The following is an 18,221-nucleotide window of genomic DNA, read 5'->3' as shown; positions in this document are numbered from 1 at the left end:
CTGACACCATGGTTGACCCACAACTTATCGCGCCGGTGCTCGACTTCTTGCCGTGCCGGACGCCACAGGCCTGGATCGATCGGGCGCGAGATCCGGCTAACCTGCCGTTACTGCTCACCGACCATATGATTTGCGAGCTGAAAGCGGCCCAGACCGCGATGTTGCTGATCCGCAAATACGTAGCGGATAAGCGCGGCGCAGAAGCGTTGCTCGCCTGGCTGGAACCCTATGAAGCCTTCACTTTTCGCGACGGACCGGAGCCGGACTTTGTAGCGCTGCACCGGCGTATTGGTAAAAGTGAGATGCCTCACACTGACGATCCCTGGGGCCGCGCGCTTATCGACAGCATGGTGTTACTCATCAAAGAGGAGCTACACCATTTCTGGCAGGTGCGTGAAGTGATGCTCGCCCGCGAGATTCCCTACGTGAAAGTCAGCGCCAGCCGCTATGCCCGCGGTCTGCTGAAAGGACTGCGCACCTGGGAACCGGCGACCCTGGTCGATAAACTGATTTGCGGCGCCTATATCGAGGCGCGCTCCTGCGAGCGTTTTGCCGCTCTGGCACCGTATCTGGATGACGATTTGGGTAAGTTTTACCTGTCGCTGCTGCGCTCGGAAGCGCGCCATTACCAGGATTATCTGGCGCTGGCTCGTCTGATCGCGCCCCAGGATCTCGACGCCAGGGTGCGCGATTTTGGCGAGCTGGAAGCGCAACTGATTCTGGAGCCTGACGACGAGTTTCGCTTTCACAGCGGTGTTCCGCTGTAATATCTGAATCCTGAGGAGAAAAGGATGAACTGGACGATCCCTGTATTTATCGCCTGGCTGGTGCTGGTCGTTGCCCTGGCTGCGCTGTTCTGGCGTCGGCAGCGTCGGGGCATTGCGGTGGCGATAGCGCTTGCGGGTATTGTTATCGCGCTGCTGACGATTTCGGCTCGTTCAGGTAAACCCGATGCCGGATCGCAGATGGCGCTGGAAGATATTCCGGTCTGGAGAGTGATTCGGGAGCAGGAGCCGGCGCTCTACAGCCAACTGAACCGGCGGGCGCAGGAGCTGGAACAGGCCGGGGAGTCGCAGCAGCGAATTATCGATCTGCTACAGCCGCAGTTCAATACGCTTATGTCGCAGCGTTTACAGGAGGCTCCGGACGACAATGTGGTAGCGTGGATGCGCGCCAGTATTGAGCAAACGGCGCAGATTCAGAAGGTCAGCGGCGACGCCTGCTTTCGCTATCAGTTTCCGGGGGTGAAAGGTGGCATTGATGTAACGCAGTACCTGACACCTGAACAAATGCAGTACCGTTTCGAGGTCGATGCCCGAATGATGCGGGCCGCCAGGGGAGCGGGGCGGCATAAGGTTAGCGAACAGGAGCGCGAACAGGCACGCGCTGCGCTGGAGCCGGTCGTTAAGCACATGCAGCAACTGTACGGTCAGGATATTGCGCTGATGGCGGCGCCACAGCAGGCTCAGGGTAAAGAGACGCTGGTGTGCGATATGGTGCTGGCACTCTGGCGTCAGGTACTGGCGCTACCGCCAGAGAAGGCTGCGGCTATTATTCGCCTGACGCTATCAATGGGAGCAACGCCGTCGCGCTGAATTTACTGGAATTCGTCCACGGATTTCATTTTCCGCTTAGTGAGATGCTTTTTTCTGCGCTACTGACAAAGTCGTGGGGATAGTCTCATCGATGTGGTCGCTACAGCGTTTTCAGCATCCGCACTTCGCAGTCAACGTGTCCGGTGTTGCCCAACGCCCGATCGATATGGCGGAAGCCAAGGCGCTCATACAGGCGTATTGCCCGGGTCAGGGAGGCGGTGGTTTCCAGATAACAGTGGGTGAAACCAGCATCCCGGGCGAAAGCGAGCGCCGTTAACGCCAGCTGTTTCGCCAGTCCCTTGCCTCGCCCCTGGGGCAAAAAATACATTTTTTGTAGCTCACAAATGCCAGGCGCACCGCCGCTCAGCGGCGCCAGGCCTCCTCCACCTACGATTTCGCCTGCCAGCTCAACCACCCAGAACGCATGCCCGGGATGATGATACAAGGCGTAGAGTTCATCCAGATTTGGATCGGAGACGGTGTAGCCTTTATCCGCCGTCAGGCCAAATTCCGCCGAGACGGTGCGAATCACGCGGGCAATCACCGCGTTATCGTCAGCGCGCAACGGACGCATCATCAATTTGACCGGTGTGGCAACGCTCATAGGGGGATGTCCGGAAAATGACAGGTAAGGAAAAGTAAATAGCACCCGGCGGGCGTGAACGCAAGAGGGAAAGCGTCCTCACCCCGGTCCTCTCCAGGAAGAGAGGGCCAGGGTGAGGGGAAGGGAATTACAGCGCGGCGATAGTTGCCTGCTGCTCAATCAGCTTCGCTTTTGCTTCCGCGTAGCCTTTGAGCTTGTCACGCTCTTTAGCGATCACCGCTTCCGGCGCGCGAGCCACAAAGCCTTCGTTAGCCAGTTTGCTTTCAATACGGCCAATTTCCGCTTCGACCTTCGCCACTTCTTTCGCCAGACGTGCCAGCTCGGCTTCTTTGTCGATCAGACCCGCCATCGGAATCAGCAGTTCGGCACCATCCACCAGTTTGGTAACGGAAACCGGACCTTTATCGTCGGCGGGCAGCAGCGTAATGCTTTCCAGACGCGCCAGGCTCTTCAGGAAGTTCAGGTTGTCGTTCACCCGACGCTGAACGTCAGCAGAGGCGCCACGCAGCAGCAGTTCCAGCGGTTTACCCGGCGCGATGTTCATCTCGGCACGGATATTACGCACGGCGACGATGGCCTGCTTCAACCATTCGGTATCTGCGGTGGCGACATCGTCTTCCAGAGCCGCGTCATATGCCGGGAACGGTTGCAGCATAATGGTATCGGCATCGATGCCCTTGAGGACCTTCACACGCTGCCAGATAGCTTCGGTAATAAACGGAATGATCGGATGCGCCAGACGCAGCAGCGCTTCCAGTACCGTTACCAGGGTATGGCGGGTGCCGCGCAGCTCGGCTTCGCTACCGCCGTTCATCACCGGCTTGGTCAGCTCCAGATACCAGTCGCAGAACTGGTTCCAGGTGAACTCATACAGGATGCCGGCCGCGATATCGAAACGGTAGTTGTCCAGCGCTTCGCGGTAGGCTTTCACGGTGCGGTTGAATTCGGCCAGTACCCAGCGATCCGCCAGCGACAGCGTCATCTCGCCGCCGTTGAAGCCGCAATCCTGATCTTCGGTGTTCATCAGCACAAAACGGCTGGCGTTCCACAGCTTATTACAGAAGTTACGGTAACCTTCCAGACGCTTCATATCCCAGTTGATGTCGCGGCCGGTAGAGGCCAGCGCCGCCAGGGTAAAGCGCAGGGCGTCGGTACCGTGGGTTTCGATGCCGTTGGGGAACTGCTTCTCGGTACGCTTGCGGATTTTCTCTGCCAGCTGCGGCTGCATCATATTGCCGGTACGCTTGGCAAGCAGCGCTTCCAGAGAGATGCCGTCCACCATGTCCAGCGGGTCGATAACGTTACCCTTGGACTTGGACATCTTCTGGCCCTCTTCGTCGCGGATAAGCCCGGTCATGTAGACGGTCTTAAACGGCACCTGAGGTTTGCCATCCTCATCTTTGATGAAGTGCATGGTCATCATGATCATGCGGGCAATCCAGAAGAAGATAATATCGAAGCCACTGACCATCACGCTGGTGGGGTGGAAGGTCTTCAGAGCATCGGTCTGCTCCGGCCAGCCCAGGGTCGAGAAGGTCCACAGGGCGGAAGAGAACCAGGTATCCAGCACGTCTTCGTCCTGGCTCAGCGTCACATCCGCCGGGATATTGTTTTGCTGACGGACCTCTTCTTCGCTGCGGCCGACAAAGACGTTGCCTTCGGCGTCGTACCATGCCGGAATGCGGTGGCCCCACCATAGCTGACGGGAGATACACCAGTCCTGAATATCGCGCATCCAGGAGAAGTACATGTTTTCGTACTGCTTCGGCACAAACTGGATATCGCCGTTTTCTACTGCCTCGATAGCCGGTTTGGCCAGCGGCGCTACGCGTACATACCACTGGTCGGTGAGCATCGGCTCAATCACCACGCCGCCGCGGTCGCCATAAGGCACCGTCAGGTCATGGGGTTTAACCTCTTCCAGCAGGCCAAGGGCGTCGATGGCGGCAACCACGGCTTTACGTGCGGCAAAGCGCTCCAGGTTCTGGAATTCGGCCGGGATATCGGCGCTGTAGGCGTCGGATTCAGTGCCGTTGGTATCAAACACCTGGGCACTGGCGCGGATATCGCCGTCCAGGGTCAGGATGTTGATCATCGGCAGTTGGTGGCGCTTACCGACTTCGTAGTCGTTAAAGTCGTGGGCCGGGGTGATCTTCACGCAGCCAGTGCCTTTTTCCATATCGGCATGTTCGTCGCCGACGATGGGGATGCGGCGGTTCACCAGCGGCAGCATGACATATTTGCCAATCAAATCTTTGTAGCGCGGATCTTCCGGGTTAACCGCCACGCCGGTATCGCCCAGCAGGGTTTCCGGACGGGTGGTGGCGACCACCAGATAATCGTTACCCTCGGTGGTTTTCACGCCATCGGCCAGCGGGTAGCGGATATGCCACATCGAGCCTTTGGATTCGCGGTTTTCCACCTCCAGGTCGGAGATAGCGGTACGCAGTTTCGGATCCCAGTTCACCAGGCGCTTGCCGCGATAGATCAGATCTTCCTGCCACAGGCGAACGAACACCTCTTTCACCGCGTTGGACAGCCCTTCGTCCATGGTGAAGCGCTCGCGCTCCCAGTCCACAGAGTTGCCCAGACGACGCATCTGACGGGTGATGGTGCCGCCAGATTCCGCCTTCCACTGCCAGATCTTGTCGATAAAGGCATCGCGGCCATAATCGTGACGCGTCTTACCTTCTTCAGCGGCGATCTTACGCTCCACCACCATCTGGGTGGCGATACCGGCATGGTCAGAGCCCGCCTGCCAGAGGGTATTTTTCCCCTGCATGCGCTGGTAGCGGATCATGGTATCCATGATGGTCTGCTGGAAGGCGTGACCCATATGCAAACTGCCGGTGACGTTCGGCGGCGGGATCATGATGCAGAAGCTTTCCTGGCTCTTATCGCCGTTTGGCTTAAAGTAGCCCTGCTGTTCCCAGTGCTCGTAGAGCGGCTGTTCGATATCTTGCGGGTTATATGTCTTTTCCATTTCTGCTATGTCGTTCCGGGCGCCGTATAGGTGGCCGTGGTCAGGTGAAAACCGGCCACGCGATAGGCTTTGTAGCGTTCGCGCGCCAGCTGTTTCAGGGATTCGTCGTAGGGTACGAAGTCTATCACTTCATGGAAAGCGGTGGCAAAATCTGCAAAGTGCGGCAGCAGGCTGATGAGCAGATCCCGCGAGTGGCTGCCGCGTCGCGCCGGCCAGGCCAGCTCCACCGGCGCGCCGGCCCGGGGGCCTTCGCCCGCCAGGTTATGGGGCACAAAGCTGTGGGGATCGCGCTGCCACAGCGCTTCATCCAGCCGGATCGCCTGCTGTTCATCTTCGCAGGCGATAAGAATGCGTTTGCCCGCCCGCCAACGAACCGCCGCCAGTTCGCATACCAGCAGCTCCTGGGCGCTCAGGCCGTCCGCTGCGGCGTCGTTATCCATAAGGTAGAACGTTGCGTTTTTCATGGCGTTTGGTTCTTTGACAGCGTCGGGAGACGGGAAAGGGCGATACTTTATCACAGACTGGCGGCGCTGTGAGCGCCGCCAGTGACCTAATGGTTACTCATCGCCGTTCAGGCCCGCGCGGTTCAGCAGGAACTGAGAGAGCATGGCCACCGGACGGCCAGTGGCGCCTTTGGCTTTACCGGAACGCCAGGCGGTACCGGCGATATCCAGGTGCGCCCAGTTATACTTGCGGGTAAAGCGCGCCAGGAAGCAGCCTGCGGTAATGGCGCCGCCTGGGCGACCGCCGATGTTGGCCATATCGGCAAAATTGGACTCCAGCTGTTCCTGGAATTCATCACCCAGCGGCAGGCGCCAGGCGCGATCGCCAGCCTGCTCGGAAGCGCCGATCAGTTCGTGCGCCAGCGGATTATGGTTCGCCATCAGACCGGTCAAATGATGACCCAGCGCAATCACGCAGGCGCCGGTCAGCGTTGCGACATCTATCACCACTTCCGGCTCGAAGCGTTCCACGTAGGTCAGCACGTCGCACAGCACCAGTCGCCCTTCGGCATCGGTGTTCAGCACCTCTACGGTCTGGCCTGACATGGTGGTCAGCACATCGCCGGGGCGATAGGCGCGGCCACCAGGCATATTTTCACAGCCCGCCAGCACGCCGGTGACATTGATTGGCAACTGAAGCTCCGCCACCATCCGCATCACGCCGTAGACAGCCGCCGCGCCGCACATGTCATATTTCATTTCGTCCATATCGGCGGAAGGCTTAATGGAGATACCGCCGGAATCGAAGGTCAGTCCTTTACCTACCAGTACGATGGGATGCGCTTCGGGATCGGTGCTGCCGCGGTACTCGATGACCGACATCAGCGATTCGTTCTGTGAGCCGTTGCCCACCGCCAGGTAGGCATTCATACCCAGCTCTTTCATCTGCTGTTCGCCAATTACCCGGGTATTCACGCTGCTGGCGAAGGCGTCCGCCAGCTGACGCGCCTGGGAAGCCAGATAGGCGGCGTTACAGATATTCGGCGGCATATTGCCGAGATCCTTGGCGGCGCGGATACCTGCCGAAATTGCCAGACCGTGCTGGATAGCGCGCTCGCCGCTGGTTAGCTCGCGGCGGGTCGGCACGTTAAACACCATTTTACGCAGCGGGCGGCGCGGCTCGCTTTTGGTGGTTTTTAGCTGGTCGAAGCTGTAAAGCGTCTCTTTTGCGGTTTCCACCGCCTGGCGGACTTTCCAGTAGGTATTGCGCCCTTTCACGTGCAGTTCGGTCAGGAAGCAGACCGCTTCCATCGAACCGGTATCGTTAAGGGTATTAATGGTTTTCTGTATCACCTGCTTGTACTGGCGCTCGTCGAGCTCACGCTCTTTACCGCAACCAATCAGCAGAATACGCTCCGACAAAACGTTGGGAACGTGATGCAGCAGCAAGGTTTGCCCCGCTTTCCCTTCCAGCTCGCCGCGGCGCAGCAAAGCGCTGATGTAGCCGTCGCTGATTTTATCGAGTTGTTCGGCAATCGGGGACAGGCGGCGCGGTTCGAATACGCCCACAACGATGCAGGCGCTCCGCTGTTTTTCTGGACTACCGCTCTTTACACTGAACTCCATGCACTACGCTCCTGAATCTTAAAGACAACAGCGGGTTATGCGGTATAAAATCACGCCGTTTATATAACTCATTCCGCTGTTGTGGTGACTTCGTGTTAATCTTAACGAATGCGATATGCGGTTTCGGCACGACAGCACATTTTTTGCCCGCGTGCGAAAACGCTAAGTATAGTAATCTTAGCGACGTTTTCGCTGTTCCGGGAGAATAAATGACGTTTAAGCGTTGAAACAAGCGATTTTCCTGCAAAAAGACTCGTTTTCACAGGCGTATTTAATGTGATAATCATAAGATATCTTGTCCGGGAGACGCTCAAAAGCCAACTGGCGATTCTGTTCATCCTGTTACTGATCTTCTTCTGCCAGAAGCTCGTCAGGATTTTGGGAGCCGCGGTTGACGGAGAGATCCCGACCAATCTTGTCCTTTCGTTACTCGGCCTCGGCGTGCCTGAAATGGCGCAGCTGATTCTGCCGCTTAGTCTTTTCCTTGGCCTGTTGATGACCTTCGGTAAGCTGTACACCGAGAGCGAAATTACCGTGATGCACGCCTGTGGCCTGAGTCGGATGGTGCTGATCAAAGCGGCGATGTTGCTGGCACTGTTTACCGGTATCCTGGCGGCCGTCAATGTGATGTGGGCCAGCCCGTGGTCAGCGCGTTATCAGGATGAAGTGCTGGGGGAAGTCAAATCCAACCCCGGTCTGGCCTCGCTGGCCCAGGGGCAGTTCCGTTCGTCGTCTGACGGTAACGCGGTGTTGTTTATCGAAAGCGTGGATGGCAGCAACTTTAACGACGTTTTCCTGGCCCAGCTGCGGCCGAAAGGGAACGCGCGTCCTTCCGTGGTGGTGGCGGATTCCGGCCATCTCGTCCTGCGTAAGGATGGCTCTCAGGTGGTGACTCTGAACAAAGGCACTCGCTTTGAGGGAACCGCTATGTTGCGCGATTTCCGAATCACCGAATTCCAGGATTACCAGGCCATTATCGGTCACCAGACCGTCACCCTGGATCCGGATGATACCGAGCAGATGGATATGCGCACGCTGTGGAATACCCACACAGACAAGGCGCGTGCCGAACTGCACTGGCGTATCACGCTGATCTTCGCAGTGGTGGTAATGGCGTTGATGGTGGTGCCGCTCAGCGTGGTGAACCCGCGTCAGGGCCGGGTACTGTCGATGTTGCCGGCGATGCTGCTGTATCTGATCTTTTTCCTGTTGCAGACCTCGCTGAAATCCAACGGTGGCAAGGGTAAGCTGGATCCGGTGGTCTGGATGTGGGTAGTCAACCTGCTCTACCTGGGTATGGCGCTGGTTCTGAACATGTGGGATACGGTGGCGATGCGTAAGTTCCGTGCCCGATTTGCCACAAAAGGAGCCGTATGATGCTCGGATTCGGCGTACTCGACCGTTATATCGGTAAAACCATCTTTAACACCATCATGATGACGCTGTTTATGCTGGTGTCGCTCTCGGGCATTATTAAGTTCGTCGATGAACTTAAACGTGCCGGTAAAGGGGCCTATACCGCCTCGGGGGCCGGGATGTATACCCTGCTCAGCGTGCCTAAGGATATTCAGATCTTCTTCCCGATGGCGGCACTGCTTGGCGCGCTGCTGGGGCTGGGGATGCTGGCTCAGCGCAGCGAACTGGTGGTGATGCAGGCCTCGGGTTTTACCCGTATGCAGGTGGCTGCTTCGGTAATGAAAACTGCGATTCCTCTGGTGTTGCTGACCATGGCCATTGGCGAATGGGTGGCGCCTCAGGGCGAGCAGATGGCGCGTAACTACCGGGCCCAGATGGTATATGGCGGTTCGCTGCTCTCCACCAAGGATGAGGGCATGTGGGCCAAAGATGGCGATAACTTCGTCTATATCCAGCGGGTGCGCGGCAATAACGAGCTGACCGGCATCAGCATTTACAGCTTTAACAAGCAGCGCCGCCTGCAGTCGGTGCGCCACGCGGCCTCGGCCACCTTCGATCCACAACAGAAGGTGTGGAAGCTGTCCCAGGTGGATGAATCAATTCTGAGTAATCCAAAACAGATTACCGGAACCCAGACCGTAAGCGGTACCTGGAAAACTAACCTGACGCCGGACAAACTGGGCGTTGTGGCGCTGGATCCCGATGCGCTTTCCATTAGCGGTCTGCATAACTACGTGAAATACCTGAAATCGAGCGGTCAGGATGCCGGGCGCTATCAGCTCAATATGTGGAGTAAGATATTCCAGCCCGTTTCAGTGGCGGTCATGATGCTGATGGCGCTCTCCTTCATCTTTGGGCCGCTGCGTAGCGTGCCGATGGGGGTTCGCGTGGTCACCGGTATCAGCTTCGGCTTCCTGTTCTACGTGCTGGATAAGATCTTCGGTCCGCTGAGTCTGGTCTACCATATTCCGCCGTTACTTGGGGCGTTGATCCCCAGCGGAACCTTCCTGCTTATTAGCCTCTGGATGCTAATGAAACGCAGTTAAAATACGAGCTCCGTCTGCAAAGGCGGAGCACGTTTCTCTTTTGGCTTTGGACGCGGTTGTGAATTAGCGCTGCACGCGCTTCAGGGTGTTGCGAATTAATCGCCAGGAACTCCACAGCCCCAGCCCACGCCTGCCCCAGCGCATCAACATACGGGGACGGCGTAGCCCCCAGATAGCCATCAGGCCGCCGCCGGCCACGGCCCAGGTACGCAGGTTGAGCAGTGTAAGCCAGCCGCGATCGAATGATTCAGTCGCCTGCAGCCAGTTGCGCTGACAGGCGCTCAAATCCAGACGCTGTTGCTGAATCTGACTAAGCAACAGCGCCTTACGCTGTTCGCGCTCGCGACTCATTCTTTCTCCTCCAGTAATTCTCTGTCGGTTTTGAGTTCGCGGCGGGTGTAGCGCAGCAGCGAGGTTGAGCGTGCCTTACGCAGAGTCCAAATAGCGCCAATCAGAGCCAGAAGCAGTAGCGTGGCGGTGGTGGCGATCATCACGGCCAGCCGGTATTGCGGATCTACGGCCCAGATAATGAGTACCAGCAGACTCATCAGGCCGAAGGCGGCGAACAGCATCGTCAGGCCCAGCAGCAGTAAAAGCTGGAACAGGCGGGACTTCTCCTCTTCCAGTTCAACGACTGCCAGGCGCAGACGCGTCTCCACCATCTGGATCAACAGGGTCAGAACCCGCTGTCCGATCCCGACCAGGCTACTCCCTGGTCCCTGATGTTGACGGTTATCGGCCATAATCAGCGGCGGGACAGCAGAACGCCCAACACGACGCCCACGGCGGCGCCAATACCGATGCCGGTCCAGGGGTTATCGTGCACGTAGTTATCGGCGCGGGAGGCCGCTTCGCGGGTTTGACGGGCGATGGCATCGCCCGTATCATGCAGGCGGCTGCGGCTGTCCTGCAGCGCACGGCGCGCTTTTTCGCGCAGGGTTTCCAGCTCGGCCTTACTTTTCTCGCCTGAGGCGTTCAGCACCTCTTCCAGAGTATCGGCCAGTGACTGCAGTTCAACGCGCAAGTTTTCAGTATCTTTTGACATTACTACTCTCTCCTGATTGTTGAGTTCAGCTCCCGAAAATTAATATTCCCGGGCTTCTAACGCCTTCAGTTCTGATTCCTCTTCAGCGAGTTTACGCTCGCGTTTGGCAATTTTTTCCGGATCGCCTTTGCGTTTAGCTTCATCCAGCTCGGCCCGTCGTTCGGCGACGTCATCACGCTTCTCTGCAATATCTTTACGGTGATCGGCGCGAACCTGGTCATCGTTACAGTGAGCACGAACTTCGCTTAACGCTTTTTTCAGTCCGGAAAGACGATATTCGTTACCGTGCTGCTCGGCGTAGCTGATTTCCTTAAGAATGCTCTGCTCTTTTTCACTACATGGGGAGGAGGAGGCCTGCGCCACGGCGGTGAGGGATAAGAGCGCAACTGCCAGCATAATACGGCTTTTCATCAAGAAACCTTCCATTGTGTTACGGCGCGCAAAAGCGCCGAAAATTCCAGTCGATCGTGTAAATGCGGTGTAACCGCAACGAGATAAGCATAGACGATTCGCAACAAAACCCAAAGGCAATGCGTGGGTATTAACTACAGATTTTGCTTAAATGATTAGCCCAGGCGGTGGCGATCTGAGCGTAAGTGGGACAGCAATGACAGGGAACTGTCCCGATCTTCCTGCTGTGCGATGATGTAGTCGTGAGTCAGAGTACGGTTAAGGACTTCCCGTGCGGCGTTGCTCTCGGCGCTGGAGTCGAACTTAATCACCAGCGTATTACCGACTGGCGTAATGCTTTTGAAAGGAATGCCGTTAGCATCCAGATGGTGCCAGACAAAGAAGCCATCGGGTGAGCTCACGCCTGCGCGTACGGCACGGATCTCCAAAGACGCTTCCGGTTGTCGCAGCGTCAGCCAGACTGTCGTCGCGGTAAGCGCCAGCAGAGCGATAAGTATCAGCCGGCGCAGGCCCAGGTTCAGACGCATATTCACTTATCCCCGATTGGCATGTTTCTTCTTCCACAGTACCACCAGGGAGCCAATAAGCCCAAAAACCAGCAAGACGACGGGCAGTAGCATCAGGCCGGACATCAGCTTGTCTTCGTACTTCAGGAAGACCGGCGTTTTGCCAAGCAGAAACCCCAGGGTGGTCAGAATCAGAATCCACAGCAGACCACTCATCCAGTTAAAGAACTGAAAGCGTGCGCTGCTCAGTCCTGATATTCCGGCGATGGTAGGCAGCAGCGTGCGGACAAAGGCGATAAAGCGCGCAATCAGCAGAGCGGAAAGACCGTGCTTATGGAACAGATGATGGGCGCGCTGATGGTAGTGAGCAGGCAAATGCGACAGCCAGTTTTGCACCGTTCGGGTATTGCCCAGCCAGCGTCCTTGTATATAGCTCAGCCAGCAGCCGAGGCTTGCGGCCACCGTCAGCAAAATAACCGTTTGCGGGAAGCCCAGTGCCCCTTTGGCAATGAGTACTCCCACCAGGACCAGCAGGCTATCCCCAGGCAAAAACGCAGCAGGCAGCAGTCCGTTTTCCAGAAACAGGATCATAAACAAGACAAAATAGAGCATCCAGACCATGGATGGATTCGCCAGTGTTTCAAAATCCTGACTCCAGAGAGCGTTCAGCAGTTGCGTTATAAGTTCCATTCAGTTTTCCTGGTACACATCTGAAAACAAGCTACCCGCGGGCGCGGTGACTGTATGACACGATCGGCACAATCGCGCTGCCCGAATGGGCGTGCGACGGCTGGAGACGGTCGGGTGTCTGCATGCGCCAGATAGTTGTAGGGGACGATGCAATCATTTATTCCCGTCATACTTCAGAGCGTTAGTACGAGAGCGCCAGCCTGAATTATTTAGGGTATACGTCTAATTGTAACAAAGCCCTTCGGGCAACGTCATAATATTTATGTTTTGTTGAGTCTTGATTTTGCTTGTCGCGAAGAGGCGTGGCGAGGGTATTTACACAGGCTGACACTATACATTGTTTGCTTACCCTCGCCGGAGAAGGCTATTTTTGCGGGGTGGCGGGCAGATTGAGATGAATCACCGGATTTTCAGTAAACAGGAAACGGTCGGCGTTAAATTCAAAGTCGTCGCTGGTTTCGTTAAACAGCATCTGTTTGGTGTTTTCCAGGTGTTGCCACATCGCCAGTTTGGCTGCCGCCGGATCTTTGCGAATCAGGGCTTTCAGAATGGCATCGTGATCTTCGCACCAGTGATCGGCGGTACTGAGATCGATATGCTCGTGCAGCTTTTTCCAGTAGGGGTTATGTACCCGCTGAGTCCACATCTTTTCGACGATGGCCGCCAGGGCGCTGTTCTGGGTGGCCAGCGCTACCTGGACGTGGAACTGGAGATCCCACGGCGAGTCGCGATAGTCCTGCTCAGAGCGGGATTTTTCCTGAATTTCCATCAGCTTCACAATATCCTGCTTGGTCACCTGGGTGGCGGCGAACTCGGCGATATTGCTTTCGATAAGCTGGCGAGCCTGCAGGAGTTCGAAGGGGCCAAAACTGGCGAATTCCAAGCGCTCATCGGGCACCTGACCGTGTTTGGCCTGGCTGGAGATTACGTGAATGCCGGAACCTTTACGAACCTCAACGTACCCCTCAACCTCCAGCATAATGATCGCCTCGCGCACTACGGTGCGGCTGACGTTTTTATCTTCGGCGATAAAACGCTCTGCGGGGAGTTTTTCTCCCACAGTATAGGTACCACCTTCAATAGACTGCTTAAGGTCGGCAGCAAGCTGCTGATAAAGTCGTCGGGATTCTGTTAACTCCATGGGCGGCTCCGGACTGATTTGCAAACGATTTGTTATACCACTTTTCCCGAAGGTACACTACCGGGAGAGTGAAAAAGCCGCGCTGAGGCGGCTTTTTCACGGTTCGTTTCAGTGTTGTTGTGCGGGGTTCAGGGAGCCGGGACCGCCGTCGTTAAGCTCATCGGCCGGTTTGTTTTTCAGGACCGTCCAGATAACCACGGCACCCAGCAGATCGAACACCGCCAGCGCCGCAAACAGCGGGCTGAAGCCCAGTGTATCGGCCAGGGCGCCGACCACCAGTGCGAACAGGGTACTGGCGGTCCAGGCCGCCATTCCGGTCAGACCGTTAGCGGTGGCGACCTCGTTACGACCGAAGACATCGGAAGAGAGGGTGATCAGCGCGCCAGACAGCGCCTGGTGAGCGAAACCGCCGATGCACAGCAGGGCAATAGCGACATAAGGGCTGCTGAACAGGCCGATGGTGCCCGGGCCAATCATTAGCACGGCGCCAAGGGTGACCACCAGTTTACGCGAGACAATCAGGTTAACCCCGAACAGACGCTGGAACAGCGGCGGCAAGTAACCCCCGACGATGCAGCCGAGATCGGCGAACAGCATCGGCATCCAGGCGAACATGGCGATCTCTTTCAGGTTAAAGCCGTAGGCTTTAAACATAAACAGTGGGATCCAGGCGTTAAAGGTGCCCCAGGCCGGTTCCGCCAGGAAGCGCGGCAGCGCGATGCCCCAGAACTGGCGGTTACGCAGAATCTGCCAGGCGGACATCTTCTTACCGTTGTTGGTCTGATGCTGCGCTTCCTGACCGCCGATAATATAGTCGCGCTCTTCGTCACTCAGGTGCTTCTGATGTTTCGGATGCTTATACAGCACCAGCCACAGCATGGACCAGATAAAACTCAGCACACCGGTAATAATGAAAGCCATTTCCCAGCTGTGCCAGACGATAGCCCAGACCACCAGCGGTGGAGCCAGCATGGCGCCGATAGAGGAGCCGACGTTAAAGTAGCCAACGGCAATGGAGCGCTCTTTCGCCGGGAACCATTCAGAGCTGGCTTTCAGGCCGGCGGGAATCATCGCCGCTTCGGCAGCGCCCACGGCGCCGCGGGCTATGGCCAGACCGCCCCAACTGCCCGCCAGCGCGGTGGTTCCGCAGAACACCGCCCATAGTACGGCGAACATCGCATAACCGAGCTTGGTACCCAGTACGTCAAGAATATAGCCAGCAACCGGCTGCATGATGGTGTAGCACGCCGAATAGGCGGCGATAATGTAGGAGTACTGCTGCGTGGTGATATGCAGCTGCTCCTGAAGGGTCGGCGCGGCGACCGCAATCGTGTTACGCGTCAGGTAGCCCAACACGGTGCCCAGCGTCACCAGTGCGATCATATACCAGCGTAATCCTTTTATTTTTCTCATTTCTGACCTCTGTCTTGTGAGGTATCCATACCGTGCAATAAGCGACATATCGCCGCGTCAATCAGTCCATTTGGCAGATAGATGACAACGGGGCCAACGATAACTTGTCATACATCTTTAAAAGTTGAGTGACATCACAAAAGCACTTTTCGCTGTAAGGGTATCCTAAAGGGGTAGGAAGGCCAGTTCTGGCAAGGGTTTAGCAGGTAAATTGTGGTCTTTTTGCGTAAAGATTTGTCTTGATATTGTGAGTTAGTACACAAATTTACCATTGGCGAGAGAAATTGGTGTGATAACTTTGACATTATAGTTGCAGACCACAGAATCCATTCGCCAGAGGAAAAAACAATGAACCGGTTTATGACTGAAGATTTTCTGCTGGATACCGAGTTTGCCCGTCGTCTCTATCACGACCATGCTAAAGATCAGCCCATCTTTGATTACCACTGCCATCTGCCGCCGCAGCAGGTCGCGGATGACTATCGCTTCAACAACCTGTATGACATCTGGTTGAAAGGCGATCACTACAAGTGGCGCGCCATGCGCTCTAACGGCGTTGCCGAGCGTCTGTGTACCGGCGATGCCTCCGATCGCGAGAAGTTCGATGCCTGGGCCGCTACCGTGCCGCACACCATCGGCAACCCGCTGTATCACTGGACTCATCTGGAGCTGCGCCGCCCGTTCGGTATCACTGGCAAGCTGCTGTCGCCGGAAACGGCGGATGAGATCTGGAACCAGTGCAACGATCTGCTGGCTCAGGAGGCGTTTTCCGCCCGCGGCATCATGAAGCAGATGAACGTGAAGATGGTGGGCACTACCGACGATCCTATCGACTCCCTTAGCGACCATGCCCGCATTGCCGCCGATGGCAGCTTTGATGTCAAAGTGCTGCCGAGCTGGCGTCCGGACAAAGCCTTCAATATTGAGCAGGACACCTTTGTCGATTACATCGCTAAGCTGGCGGAAGTCGCCGATACCGATATCCGCCGCTTCAGCGATCTGCAGAGTGCCCTCTGCAAGCGTCTGGACCACTTTGCCGCTCACGGCTGTAAAGTGTCCGACCACGCTCTGGATGTGGTCCTTTACGCCGATGCCGACGAAGCTACGCTGGACGCCATTCTGGCTCGCCGCCTGTCTGGCTCTGCGGTAAGCGAACTGGAAACCGCGCAGTTTAAAACGGCGGTACTGGTCTGGCTGGGGGCCGAATACGCGCGCCGCGGTTGGGTGCAGCAGTACCACATCGGCGCGCTGCGTAATAACAACCTGCGTCAGTTCAAGCTGCTGGGGCCGGACGTGGGCTTCGACTCCATCAATGACCGCCCGCTGGCCCAGGAGCTCTCGCGCCTGCTGAGCAAGCAGAATGAAGAAAATCTACTGCCGAAGACCATTCTGTACTGCCTGAACCCGCGCGATAACGAAGTGCTGGGCACCATGATCGGCAACTTCCAGGGGGAAGGCGTCGCGGGCAAGATGCAGTTCGGTTCTGGCTGGTGGTTTAACGATCAGAAAGACGGCATGCAGCGGCAGATGACACAACTGGCGCAGTTGGGCCTGCTGAGCCGTTTTGTTGGGATGCTGACCGACAGCCGCAGCTTCCTGTCCTACACCCGTCACGAATATTTCCGTCGTCTGCTGTGCCAGATGATCGGCCACTGGGTGGAAGCGGGCGAAGCACCGGCGGATATCAAACTGCTGGGCACCATGGTGGAAAACATCTGCTTCAACAATGCCCGTGACTACTTCGGCATTGAACTGAACTAACCGGCTATTTCGAGGTTGATATGCAATACATAAAGATCCACGCGCAGGACAATGTCGCGGTCGCACTGGAGGATCTGCAGGAAGGGACGGTTATCGAACTGGACGGCGTTCAGGTTCAGCTCCGCCAGGCGCTGTCGCGCGGTCATAAGTTTGCGCTATGCCCGATCGCTCAGGGCGAGAACATTGTTAAGTATGGCCTGCCCATCGGCCATGCCCTGAGCGATATCCAGCCCGGAGAACATGTCCATTCCCAGAATGCCCGTACCAATCTGAGCGATTTGGATGAGTACAGCTATCAGCCTGAAATCACCGCCACCGGCGAACAGCCGGCGGATCGCGAAGTGCAGATCTATCGTCGCGCCAGCGGCGAGGTTGGGGTGCGTAACGAGCTGTGGATCCTGCCCACCGTTGGCTGCGTGAACGGCATTGCGCGTCAGATACAGCAGCGCTTTCTGAAGCAGAATGACGATGCGCCGGATATCGACGGCGTGCATCTGTTCAGCCACCCGTTTGGCTGCTCTCAGCTGGGCGAAGACCATATCAACACCCGCACCATGTTGCAGAACATGGTGCGTCACCCCAACGCGGGGGCGGTGCTGGTCATTGGTCTGGGCTGCGAAAATAACCAGATCGATGCCTTCCGGGAAACCCTGGGCGACTACGACGCGCAACGCGTTCACTTTATGGTCTGTCAGCAGCAGGATGATGAAGTCGAGGCGGGGCTGGAACATCTGGGGCAGCTCTATGAGGCGATGCGTCACGACCAGCGCGTGCCGGGGCGCCTGAGCGAGCTGAAATTTGGTCTGGAGTGCGGCGGGTCCGATGGCCTGTCCGGCATTACCGCGAACCCGATGCTGGGGCGTTTCTCTGACTATCTGATTGCTCATGGCGGTACGACCGTACTGACCGAAGTGCCGGAAATGTTCGGCGCAGAGCGGATCCTGATGAGTCACTGCCGCGACGAAGCGACCTTCGAGAAAACGGTGGCGATGGTCAATGACTTTAAGCAGTACTTCATTGCCCACAACCAGCCGATTTACGAAAACCCGTCGCCGGGGAACAAGGCGGGCGGCATTACCACCCTGGAAGAGAAGTCTCTGGGCTGCACTCAGAAAGCGGGCCAGAGCCAGGTAGTGGACGTTCTGCGCTACGGCGAACGTCTGAGCACGCCAGGCCTTAACCTGCTGAGCGCGCCGGGTAACGATGCGGTCGCCACCAGCGCCCTGGCCGGTGCCGGATGCCATATGGTGCTGTTCAGCACCGGGCGCGGCACCCCCTACGGTGGTTTTGTGCCGACGGTGAAGATAGCCACCAACAGCGAACTGGCGGCGAAGAAACCGCACTGGATCGACTTCGATGCCGGACAGCTTCTGCATGGTGTGACGATGTCCGATCTGCTGGACCGCTTTATCGACGTCATTGCTGATATGGCAAGCGGCAAGCTGGCCTGCAACGAGCGTAACGATTTCCGCGAGCTGGCGATATTTAAGAGCGGTGTCACGCTGTAAGGCAGAAATTGTAGTATGGTATAAAACGGCGTT

At 57.0% G+C, this 18,221-nt stretch carries 18 protein-coding genes; 6 read left to right on the top strand and 12 right to left on the bottom strand.

Annotation, left to right across the window (positions count from 1 at the left end):
• The first annotated feature begins 8 nt into the window (after positions 1-8).
• Together miaE and SCU88_RS22060 are read left to right on the top strand one after the other, a co-directional pair.
• Positions 9-767: a tRNA isopentenyl-2-thiomethyl-A-37 hydroxylase MiaE gene (miaE, locus tag SCU88_RS22065; protein WP_175340815.1), complete on the top strand. Its 759-nt coding sequence runs from the start codon at positions 9-11 to the stop codon at positions 765-767.
• A 24-nt stretch (positions 768-791) separates the two neighbouring features.
• Positions 792-1,595: a topoisomerase II gene (locus SCU88_RS22060; RefSeq protein WP_138094156.1), complete on the top strand. Its 804-nt coding sequence runs from the start codon at positions 792-794 to the stop codon at positions 1,593-1,595.
• A gap of 100 nt (positions 1,596-1,695) precedes the next feature.
• Here the strand turns inward: SCU88_RS22060 and SCU88_RS22055 are convergent, their stop codons facing one another.
• The 4 genes from SCU88_RS22055 to pepA all read right to left on the bottom strand — a co-directional run bounded on the left by SCU88_RS22055 (position 1,696) and on the right by pepA (position 7,251).
• A complete protein-coding gene (locus SCU88_RS22055) occupies positions 1,696-2,199 on the bottom strand; it encodes a GNAT family N-acetyltransferase (protein ID WP_138094154.1) in 504 nt (167 codons plus the stop codon).
• Positions 2,200-2,326: 127 nt separating this feature from the next.
• The gene (locus SCU88_RS22050) at positions 2,327-5,182 is read right to left on the bottom strand and encodes a valine--tRNA ligase (RefSeq protein WP_175340814.1); all 2,856 of its coding nucleotides are present in this window, start codon (positions 5,180-5,182) and stop codon (positions 2,327-2,329) included.
• A 5-nt stretch (positions 5,183-5,187) separates the two neighbouring features.
• A complete protein-coding gene (locus SCU88_RS22045; protein ID WP_138094150.1) occupies positions 5,188-5,646 on the bottom strand; it encodes a DNA polymerase III subunit chi in 459 nt (152 codons plus the stop codon).
• A 93-nt stretch (positions 5,647-5,739) separates the two neighbouring features.
• Positions 5,740-7,251 (bottom strand): leucyl aminopeptidase, encoded by a 1,512-nt coding sequence (gene pepA / locus SCU88_RS22040; protein WP_175340813.1) that lies wholly within the window; start codon positions 7,249-7,251, stop codon positions 5,740-5,742.
• 276 nt (positions 7,252-7,527) lie between these two features.
• Here pepA and lptF point away from each other — a divergent pair, with 276 nt between their 5' ends.
• Positions 7,528-8,628 (top strand): LPS export ABC transporter permease LptF, encoded by a 1,101-nt coding sequence (gene lptF, locus SCU88_RS22035; RefSeq protein WP_138094146.1) that lies wholly within the window; start codon positions 7,528-7,530, stop codon positions 8,626-8,628.
• On the top strand, positions 8,628-9,713 hold the full coding sequence (lptG, locus tag SCU88_RS22030) for an LPS export ABC transporter permease LptG (RefSeq protein ID WP_138099091.1): 1,086 nt from the start codon (positions 8,628-8,630) through the stop codon (positions 9,711-9,713). The genes lptF and lptG overlap by 1 nt, the downstream gene beginning before the upstream one ends.
• 63 nt (positions 9,714-9,776) lie before the next feature.
• Here lptG and SCU88_RS22025 read toward each other — a convergent pair whose 3' ends face one another.
• From SCU88_RS22025 to SCU88_RS21990, 8 genes are all read right to left on the bottom strand, one after another.
• Positions 9,777-10,064, bottom strand: a complete 288-nt coding sequence (locus SCU88_RS22025; RefSeq protein ID WP_138094144.1) for a YqjK-like family protein — start codon at positions 10,062-10,064, stop codon at positions 9,777-9,779.
• Positions 10,061-10,456, bottom strand: coding sequence for a phage holin family protein (locus SCU88_RS22020; protein ID WP_138094142.1), 396 nt, complete (start codon positions 10,454-10,456; stop codon positions 10,061-10,063). The genes SCU88_RS22025 and SCU88_RS22020 overlap by 4 nt, the downstream gene beginning before the upstream one ends.
• Before the next feature lie 2 nt (positions 10,457-10,458).
• Entirely contained in the window at positions 10,459-10,758 is a 300-nt protein-coding gene (locus tag SCU88_RS22015; protein ID WP_138094140.1) for a DUF883 family protein, read from the bottom strand.
• A 39-nt stretch (positions 10,759-10,797) separates the two neighbouring features.
• Positions 10,798-11,169, bottom strand: coding sequence for a DUF1090 domain-containing protein (locus SCU88_RS22010; protein ID WP_138094138.1), 372 nt, complete (start codon positions 11,167-11,169; stop codon positions 10,798-10,800).
• 155 nt (positions 11,170-11,324) lie between these two features.
• A complete protein-coding gene (gene mzrA / locus SCU88_RS22005) occupies positions 11,325-11,696 on the bottom strand; it encodes an EnvZ/OmpR regulon moderator MzrA (protein ID WP_175340812.1) in 372 nt (123 codons plus the stop codon).
• A 6-nt stretch (positions 11,697-11,702) separates the two neighbouring features.
• A complete protein-coding gene (gene yqjA, locus SCU88_RS22000) occupies positions 11,703-12,365 on the bottom strand; it encodes a DedA family general envelope maintenance protein YqjA (protein ID WP_138094134.1) in 663 nt (220 codons plus the stop codon).
• Positions 12,366-12,729: 364 nt separating this feature from the next.
• Entirely contained in the window at positions 12,730-13,506 is a 777-nt protein-coding gene (gene exuR / locus SCU88_RS21995; protein ID WP_138094132.1) for a transcriptional regulator ExuR, read from the bottom strand.
• A 108-nt stretch (positions 13,507-13,614) separates the two neighbouring features.
• Positions 13,615-14,919, bottom strand: a complete 1,305-nt coding sequence (locus SCU88_RS21990; protein ID WP_175340811.1) for an MFS transporter — start codon at positions 14,917-14,919, stop codon at positions 13,615-13,617.
• 348 nt (positions 14,920-15,267) lie between these two features.
• On the opposite strand from SCU88_RS21990, the gene uxaC reads away from it, so the two are divergent.
• Together uxaC and SCU88_RS21980 are read left to right on the top strand one after the other, a co-directional pair.
• On the top strand, positions 15,268-16,680 hold the full coding sequence (gene uxaC, locus SCU88_RS21985) for a glucuronate isomerase (RefSeq protein ID WP_175340810.1): 1,413 nt from the start codon (positions 15,268-15,270) through the stop codon (positions 16,678-16,680).
• A 20-nt stretch (positions 16,681-16,700) separates the two neighbouring features.
• Complete coding sequence (locus SCU88_RS21980; protein WP_175340809.1) at positions 16,701-18,188, top strand: UxaA family hydrolase; 1,488 nt, start codon at positions 16,701-16,703, stop codon at positions 18,186-18,188.
• Positions 18,189-18,221: the final 33 nt, after the last annotated feature.

It is taken from the genome of Jejuibacter sp. L23, assembly GCF_050815825.1.
GTDB classification, from domain to species: Bacteria; Pseudomonadota; Gammaproteobacteria; order Enterobacterales; family Enterobacteriaceae; genus Jejubacter; species Jejubacter calystegiae.
Note: the sequence above shows the minus strand (reverse complement) of the source record. Positions and strands in the feature narration are given on the sequence as shown.